Source organism: Chryseobacterium phosphatilyticum (assembly GCF_002899825.2).
Lineage (GTDB): Bacteria > Bacteroidota > Bacteroidia > Flavobacteriales > Weeksellaceae > Chryseobacterium > Chryseobacterium phosphatilyticum.
On record NZ_PPED02000004.1, the window covers coordinates 691,922 to 699,883 of the forward strand.

Annotated in this window: 4 protein-coding genes; all 4 read right to left on the reverse strand. The window is 37.5% G+C overall.

The genetic code is table 11. The features are described 5' to 3' along the window. Window positions 1-30 precede the first annotated feature (30 nt). Genes C1631_RS18720 through C1631_RS18735 form a run of 4 tightly spaced genes read right to left on the reverse strand, consistent with a single transcriptional unit; the run spans window position 31 to window position 6,005 of the window. Window positions 31-699 (reverse strand): HAD-IA family hydrolase, encoded by a 669-nt coding sequence (locus C1631_RS18720; RefSeq protein WP_103246774.1) that lies wholly within the window; start codon window positions 697-699, stop codon window positions 31-33. A gap of 6 nt (window positions 700-705) precedes the next feature. Next, window positions 706-1,860: a TIGR03364 family FAD-dependent oxidoreductase gene (locus C1631_RS18725; protein ID WP_109713688.1), complete on the reverse strand. Its 1,155-nt coding sequence runs from the start codon at window positions 1,858-1,860 to the stop codon at window positions 706-708. Between the two features lie 11 nt (window positions 1,861-1,871). Further along, a complete protein-coding gene (locus tag C1631_RS18730) occupies window positions 1,872-3,170 on the reverse strand; it encodes a DUF5690 family protein (RefSeq protein ID WP_103246776.1) in 1,299 nt (432 codons plus the stop codon). A 9-nt stretch (window positions 3,171-3,179) separates the two neighbouring features. Further along, window positions 3,180-6,005, reverse strand: coding sequence for a TonB-dependent receptor (locus C1631_RS18735; RefSeq protein ID WP_109713690.1), 2,826 nt, complete (start codon window positions 6,003-6,005; stop codon window positions 3,180-3,182). Window positions 6,006-7,962 lie beyond the last annotated feature (1,957 nt).

Consider the following 7,962-nt stretch of genomic DNA (forward strand, 5'->3'; position numbering starts at 1 on the left):
TTGTACCATTAGTATTGAAAAAGAAGTTTTCTAAAGAAGATTTTCAACTTCAGAAATAGTATTCAGAATATAATCAGGCCCTGCTTTTTCGAGCTCTGTTCTGTTTTGTGCTCCGGAAAGAACAGCTACGGTAAGACCACATCCTGCATTTTTACCTTCTTCGATATCAATCACAGAATCGCCGGCTTTCAGAACCTTTTGCGGTTCTGTAATATTGAATTTCTTCATTGCCAGGTTAATCATTTCCGGATTTGGTCTGCTTTCAGAAACATCATCAGCGGTAATTAAAGCATCAAAATGGATGTTTTCCTTCCAGTGTAATTTGTCTAAAAGCTGCTGAGCGATTGCATACGTATATCCTGTATTCAGGACTATTTTTTTATCCTGCTGTTTCATTTTAAGCAAGAAGTTTTCTGTACCATTAATAGGCTTTATCTCAAGATTCTGGTAAGCGAGTCTTAACTTTTCGGAAAAGTTTTCAAAAATAGGCTGCGCATCCGCTTCTTTTCCATTGATTTCATTCAGTAAGCTGGTAATTGCCTCCAGTTTTTCCATTCCGGCACAGCTGATAAGAACTTTTTCCAGCGTCACCGAATAGCCATATTCATTTACGGCATCCGTTAATGTTTTATATACTACATTATCTTCGTCAATCGTTGTTCCGGCCATATCCAGAACCAGTAATTCTATATTTTTCATTGAAATTTATGCGTAAATTTTTTCTATATTAAACTTTGAAAAGCCTCCGCTTCCCGTCATTCCCTTTCCTCCGATTCCGGTGACAATATGAACATTCGGAGACGGGCTGTGCTCAAAAATATCTTTTGTTTTACACTGGGAATATATCCCGAACCATCTTCTCTGAATTTCATAGGTCGGAAGATCAATGATTTTCTTAGCTTCATGAATCATGAATTCGTCAATTTCCATATTCAGATCATAACCAAGATCATCAGCGTCTCTGGCATCAGCATATTCGTGAGAATCTCCTACAATAACAGATCCGTCAAGCGCTTGTTTAAATAAAATATGAATTCCATATTTCTTTTCGAAAGAATTCTGGTCTTCTAAGGCCTTGATTTGTTCAAACGAAGGACACTCACTGAACGATTCGTATCTTCTGATAGAAAGCCCTGTAAGAATATTGCCCTGAAGCGAATAAATTCCCTGAGGTTTCGTCTGAAGCATCTGTAGCTTGCTTACTTCCAGATCACTTTCATTGAATACTTTTGGGTATAATGTTTTAAACTCATGACCACCGCAAATCAATATTTTGGAAGCTGTAAACTCATTTCCCTCCGCCGTTACTGCCATACATTTCTGATCATCCTCATTCGTCTCTACTACCGTAGCATTGTAGAAAATCTGAAGTCCCATTTTTTCCTGTAAAAGCTTCTGTAGTTTTACAATCATATCTGCAGAATCTACCGAAAGTTCCTGTGGAAAGAATAATCCGCCTTTACAGTAGTCTGAGCGGAGACCATCGTATTTTTTAATACAGTCACTTTTAGACAAAAGAACTGATTCGTAATCGTTATTTCTATTGATTTCGTACAGTTCTTCAATGAGCTGAAGCTCTTCATCATTGGAAGCGATATATACGGAACCGTTTTGCCTGATGGTAAGATCTGCCTGAGCATGAAGTTCATTATATATTGAGAGACTTTCTCTACCGAAATTTTGCCACTTAAGATCCATTCCCGAAGGAACAACCTGCCCGAAGTTTCTTACCGTTGCTCCCTGAGGTACGGAGTTTCTTTCCAGTAAGGCAACTTTAAGATTTTTCTTCAAAGCATGGTACGCATGGAATGTTCCTAAAATTCCACCACCCACTACGAGTAAATCAAATTTTGTTGTCATTTTAGTATAATTTATAAGATTTTCGAAGCATCAAAATTGATGTATCGATTAGAGTTTGATTTGGGTTTTGACTTTTTTTTGAAAGCCAGAAAAGCAATAATTGAAAGAATTAAGACTGTGATCGTGATAATATAATTCAGACTGATGTAAAAGTTGAGCCATGAAGTCTGCGAAGAACCGAAATTCTTGTACAACAGAATCAAAACACTTCCCAGATATCCGAAAGAATCGACAATATAAATCAGGAAACCTACATTTCCTTTAATATCAAAAGCAGCGATCATCCGGTCAAAATAAATTCCGTTGAAAGGAATATAGCAGATGTACATCCCAAAACCTGAAATGGTCATCCATAAAAAAGGAGACAATGATCCTTGCTGAAACATGTAGGTTGAAAATCCCACCACAAGAATTCCGCCAAAAAGAATATAATGATAATAAGCAAAAGCCCTTTTATTGTTTTTGACCTTTACCATAAAACTTAAAATCACAAGAACCATAATGGCAATAGGGATTTCGGTAAGGGTGAAAATAGAGCTGTCAAAATGAAAATGAAGTCCGTCCCAGATCTCACGGTTGAAATTGTCCCTGAAGTCCCTTAATACAGTAAGACTGATATACAGAAAAATAATACAGACAATGGGTACAAAAAACTGCTGTACAAGTGCTTTTCTTTCCGATCCGTTCAAGGGTTGTCTTTTACTTTTAAGCAAAATATCTTCCTCAGTTGGTTTGGGAATTCGCTCCAGAAGGATTCCGAATACAAGTAATGGAATAATAAAGATAAGTCCCGCTGAAAAAGGCATCCAGAATTCAGAAATTGAAAAAGTATCCATCAGAAATTTCCCCACTGATTTTGTAAAACCTGAAGAGACCACGAAACTCGAACACAAAAAAAGCCCTATAATCTCGGTGGTTTTACGACCTTCGATATAAGAAAAAACAATTCCCCAGATCATTCCCAGAGGAATTCCGTTCAAAAACATAAAAAGAATGTTGTACGGTGCCGGCACAACGGCAAATCCCAACAGAGAAAGCTCTGCAATGGCAATAAACGAAAATAAATACGATAGTCTTTTTGACGGTTTTAATTCTGAAATAAATTTGATTCCGATAAATTTGGAAATAAAGTATCCTACAGCCTGAGCGATAATAATCAGGATTTTATAATCGACACCGAAATAGGATAATCCTTCAAATGATGCTACAGTAAAAGGTTTTCTGAAGCCATACATGCAGAAGTAGACACCGAAAGCAGCAAAAGCAGCTTTCAGTGTTACCCGTGTTTTTTTATTGATTGTTCCAGCCATTATAGTGGTTTAGAAATTCAGTTTTATTGCTAGATTGCATCGTACTCCATAATATTCTACCTGCTCAGGGCGGTCTTCACTCTTACCAAAATGGTAAATGAGCGGTTTGTTCAGGATATTGTTAATATCGGCATACACTCCAATATGCTTCGTAATTTGATAAGAACCTCCAAAATCAAGACTGCTGTACTTTCCATAATAGGTATCATTGATGTCCTCTTCAGCATATTCTACAGCATATTTTCCTTTATAGTTGTAGGCCAACCTTGCATTAAACCCTTTCTTTTCAAAGAAAAGCTGCACATTATAAAGATCATTAGCCTGATAAGGAAGTTTTACCTTTCTTCCACCTGGCTTCTCCATTTCTGAAGTCATAAAAGTGGCATTCACCTGTGCTCCGAAATATTGAAGGAACCCCGGAAGAAAATCGAATCTTTTATTGATACCCAGCTCAATACCTCCAAGCCATGCTGCTTTTCCGTTGTTGGGAGCTGAAAACTGAACTCCGTTCATTCCATTATAGCTTCCGATAAAAGAATCCTGAAAGATCGGATCGGTAATTGATTTGTAGAAAATTCCACCGCTCAGAATCCCGACATTAGAGAAATAATATTCTCCCATCAGATCAAAATTCAATGAATAAGTAGGATTAAGGTCCGGATTTCCTCCTTTAAATTCGTTATCAGCTTCAATATAAGTTCCTCCGGGCGTCAGGTCTCCGAAATTGGGTCTTGAAAATGTTCTTGTGGCGGCAAAACGCAGGTTGGTTTTATCATTCAATGCATATTTTATATGAAGCATCGGAAGAACTGCCAGGTAATTTTTAGTATGCTCAACCGGAATCAAGACATCATCAACAACATTATATCCTTTTACCTTCGTATGAGTATTGGAAAACCTGATTCCTCCTAAGATGGTGATCTTGTCATTCAATTTGTAGGTTCCCATTCCATAGGCATCAGCATGTTTTTCAAAAACATCAAAGTTTCTTCCCAGCGCCTTATTGTACTCCAATGCTTCAGAATCAGTTGTATTGATCTTTAGATTCCCTTGATTATCATACCAGAACTGATTCATTCCTGCAGTGGAAAGTACAGGTCCGAAAGTATTTCCGATAGGGGCATTCATTTCGCTTAAATACCTGGTCCCATTCGGCTGAGTAGTGATATACTGAGAGTAATCTGAAAGTAATGGGGCCGTTCCGTTGCTCCAGTTATAAAAGATGTCTGAGAATCTTGCGTTACGTTCCTTATCTCTGTACTTTAAACCATATTTTAAGGTCAGCTGATCAGAAATATTGATTTCATGGTTAAACGTAGCTACAATCTTATCTTTTTCCTCCACAAAAACTTTGTAGAACTCAAGATCAGTAAATCTCATCTGAGAAGCATCCATTTTGAAATTCTGATCACGATAGAAACCAAATAAAGCGTCCGGGTTTTTATAATCCAGTTTTCCTCCATCGGCTTTCCAGTAAGCTCTTGGCCCGTTTCCGTGATCTGCAATATAATCAGGATTGATCCCTACACCTGATTGGGTATATTTGATAACATAATAAGAGTTGTTTTGCTTGTCCGGGATATTTCCATATTTAAATTGATTATCATAATAGGAGAGATCCCAGTCAATTTTTCCCTTATCCAGGTTATGAGCTCCGCCCAAAGAGACTGAAGTAAGCTGGGTGATCAGTAAATTATGAATGTTCTGAAGCTCTACTCTTGCCGTATTATTCGCGCTGCTGAATTTATCAAACCTCACTCTGTGTTTATAATGAGTCTCATCATCAGAAAGAGTTCCGTACATTCCTTTAAGGTAAAGCGTATTCTTCGGAGAAAGCACATATTCAAAAGCGGTATTAATACCTGTCGTCTTCCTGACCCCGTTATAATCACGAAGCTCCATCCTGAAAACCCCTTCATCACCACTGCGTCTTGCTTCAAAATTATCCGTAGACCAGTTTCTGATGAAGTGAGCAAAATTAAAGAGGTATCCGAATTTTTTATCCTTTGTTCTTCCTCCGTACAGCAAACCAATATTATAGACTCCTTTATCTGCTTTTGCATTATAACCGCTTCCTAAGGTCGCTTTGAACTCTGTTTTCATCGGTGGAGTTTTTGTAATAAAATTAACGCCGCCGCCAATTCCGTCTGCTTCCATATCCGGAGTGAAAGATTTGTTGACATGGACATATGAAATCAATTCCGTAGGGAAAAAGTCAAATGCAGTTGCTCTGGAAGTGGTTTCTTCTTCAGCAGTGGGAAGCCTGTTCCCATTAATCGTTGTAGAGGCCCAGAAAGGAGGCAAACCTCTCAGAGAAACGAATCTTCCTTCACCCTGATCTCTTTCAATAGAAACACCCTGCACACGTTGCACCGTCTCTGCTGCATTTCTGTCCGGAAGTTTTCCAATACCGTCAGATGCAATCACGTTGCTGATATTGATCGCGTTTTTCTGAATATTTAATGCTCTTGCTTCCGTATTCTTTAAAGTACCGGTGACCACAACTTCATCAATATTTTTTCGGGGTTGAGAAAGTTTGATAATCCCCAGGTCTGCGGTTTGTTCAGGTTTCAGATCAACAGTTACATCTTTAGATTCATAACCTATATAACTGATTTGTACTGTATATTGACCTTCTCTAATGTCGTTGATGGCAAATTTACCGTCAATATCTGTAGTAATATTTCTTGATAAACCTTTTATTTTGATGGTGGCGCCGGGAAGCGGCTGACTGTCATCCAGGACAGTTCCTATAATTAACTGTTTTTGCGCTGAAACAAAAATGATGAAACAGGTAAAAACAAGGGTAAGTAATTTCTCTAAGTTTGTTTTCATTTTTACATATATTAAATTTTTTATGCAAATCACGCTAATAATTTTAATATATATAAATATTTTGTATTAAGTATTGATTAACAAATAAGGGGTGTTTTTTACCTTTATCTTGTTTGAAAAATTTTTTAAAATCAAATGTGTCGTGAGATTTATTTCTTATAAAATCCTTTATTACAGTACTTTTTCTATAGATATCAAAAAATGGTATACTTTCGATATTGTTGAATAAGGTATTATTTCTCTGTTAACATAACGTTCATTTATGGGGAAAGCGAAAATGCAAAAGTTTACAAATAGTAAACTTTTTATTTGTAAAGATGAATAAACCGGGTAAAAAAATCGGATTTTCTAATTTCTTTGCACTTTCCAATCCTTCAATTCTCTCATTCTCCAACTCTCAAGCATATTCAGGAGCTATTTCCCGCTATCCACTCCTACTCCTCGCGCCAGCGCGCTCCACAGCCAAAACCCTCCGGCTCTCCAATCTCTGCTGTGGGGTATCCGTTACTATCGGGGCTAGGATAACTGAAAGTTGAAAGTTGAAAATGGAAAGTTGAAAATGGGTTGGTGCTCAACAGAAAATAATGTACTCCTCTATGTCAATCCATGCAATCATTGGGAAAAATCTACTTCAATAGGAGAGGGCTTTAGCCCGCTCAATAAATAACCACCCCTCATCAGGCTTTAGCCGAAACTTAAAAATCCTTCCACGCCTATCATGTAACTTGTCCTCTCGTACGGATCCATCCCATGGATCTATTCTTACCTTCTCTTATATAATATATATACACTATCCATTATCATCCGTGCAAATCTGCGCAGTCAGTGGGAGAAATCTATTTCACTAGGAGCGGGCTTTAGCCCGCTCAATAAATAACCACCCCTCATCAGGCTTTAGCCCAAACTTAAAAGTCCGTCCGCACGCCTATCACGAAGCTTGTCGTCCCGTAGAGATCTCTACTCCGTTATTCCATATTTATCCTAATATATATATGCATACACCTTTTCCGCTGTCGAGATCCCTTTGGGATAGCACAATGAATTATTGAAAAACTGATGCAAATAACCAATCAAAAACCCTTTCAGAATGCCCTCCACCCATTAATCCCTATTTATAATATATCATACACTAATGGATGATCCCCCTATGTACTCTGTTTTATCTGTGGGAAGCCTTTCCAACATGCACTCATTTTCCACTTTCAATTTTCCATTTTCCATTCCTGCATATCAACCTTTGCTATGGTGAGATCCTTTCAGGATGCCACATTGAATAAGATAGTAGAAAAACTGATGCAAATAACCAATCAAAACCCCTTTCAGAATGCCCTCCACCCATTAACCCCCATTTATAATATATCATACACTAATAGAATAGATGATCCCCTTATAACAATTTGTTTGATCCGCGGGAGACCTTTCCAACATGCATTCATTTTCCACTTTCAATTTTCAATTTTTCCCTTTCCCAGGTCCATTTTCTCTCGCCTTCCCGGGGGCTCCCCACTTTGAAACTCCTTCCCCAAACATTTGTTTAAAATTTTTCTTTCTGCTTACCAGTGTTTTAAGATTAAATATGAAGTAAAGATGAAATTTATGTTAAATAAAGTTGCGGGGTAATAGAGAAGTTTCTATCTTTGCCCCACTGAAAACGAGAGTAGATCAGTAGCGCAGGAGAGCTTTTAGATAAGCAAAAACATTAAATACTTCAAAAAGAGTCAAGCGTAAAAAACTTTTAATTTTTATCAGATAAAAGTTGTGAGTTAAAATAAAGTTTGTATCTTTGCAGTCCCAATTAAGGGAGCGCAGGAGTAGGGATGATTGAGGTTGTAGAGGGAGTTTAGGGTTAACAAATAAACTTTAAAATTTTCTTCAAAAACATTTGGTCATTACAAAATAAAGTTTTACTTTTGCACTCGCAAATACGGAGCGACACTGACAGAGAGATTGCTTCGTT

Coding starts and splice junctions, on each gene's coding strand:
- C1631_RS18725 (WP_109713688.1), bottom strand. CDS start 1,860: ATGACAACAAAATTTGATTTACTCGTAGTGGGTGGTGGAATTTTAGGA.
- C1631_RS18720 (WP_103246774.1), bottom strand. CDS start 699: ATGAAAAATATAGAATTACTGGTTCTGGATATGGCCGGAACAACGATT.
- C1631_RS18735 (WP_109713690.1), bottom strand. CDS start 6,005: ATGAAAACAAACTTAGAGAAATTACTTACCCTTGTTTTTACCTGTTTC.
- C1631_RS18730 (WP_103246776.1), bottom strand. CDS start 3,170: ATGGCTGGAACAATCAATAAAAAAACACGGGTAACACTGAAAGCTGCT.